This is a genomic window from Pseudomonas sp. SIMBA_067, from assembly GCF_046534675.1.
In the GTDB taxonomy this organism is placed as follows: Bacteria; Pseudomonadota; Gammaproteobacteria; order Pseudomonadales; family Pseudomonadaceae; genus Aquipseudomonas; species Aquipseudomonas putida.
Genome location: NZ_JAWRYH010000974.1, coordinates 1 through 250 on the forward strand (window position 1 = coordinate 1; position 250 = coordinate 250).

Annotated in this window: 1 protein-coding gene; it reads right to left on the bottom strand. The window is 62.4% G+C overall.

Going from position 1 to position 250, the window contains the following annotated elements; genetic code table 11:
* Positions 1-250, bottom strand: a 250-nt coding sequence (locus SB765_RS32120) for an oxygenase MpaB family protein (RefSeq protein WP_410932825.1), incomplete at both ends; no start/stop codon positions are given.

Consider the following 250-nt stretch of genomic DNA (forward strand, 5'->3'; position numbering starts at 1 on the left):
CTTTGTCGATCAGCCATTCGGCATCGCGCGTGGAACCGAAGGTGGTGCCGGAAATAAACTGGCTGGTACGGCGCAAGCGGCCGATCAGGTCCTCACGGAAATTGGAGTGGTCCCACACACCGGCCAGGGCCAGCGGGTGCAGTAACTGCAGCATGAGTGCACTGATGCCGCCGACAAGCATGCTCGGGAAGTCGCCATGCACTTGCCAACTGATGCTGTGAGGGCCGAACAGGCCGGGGTCGCCCTTGGG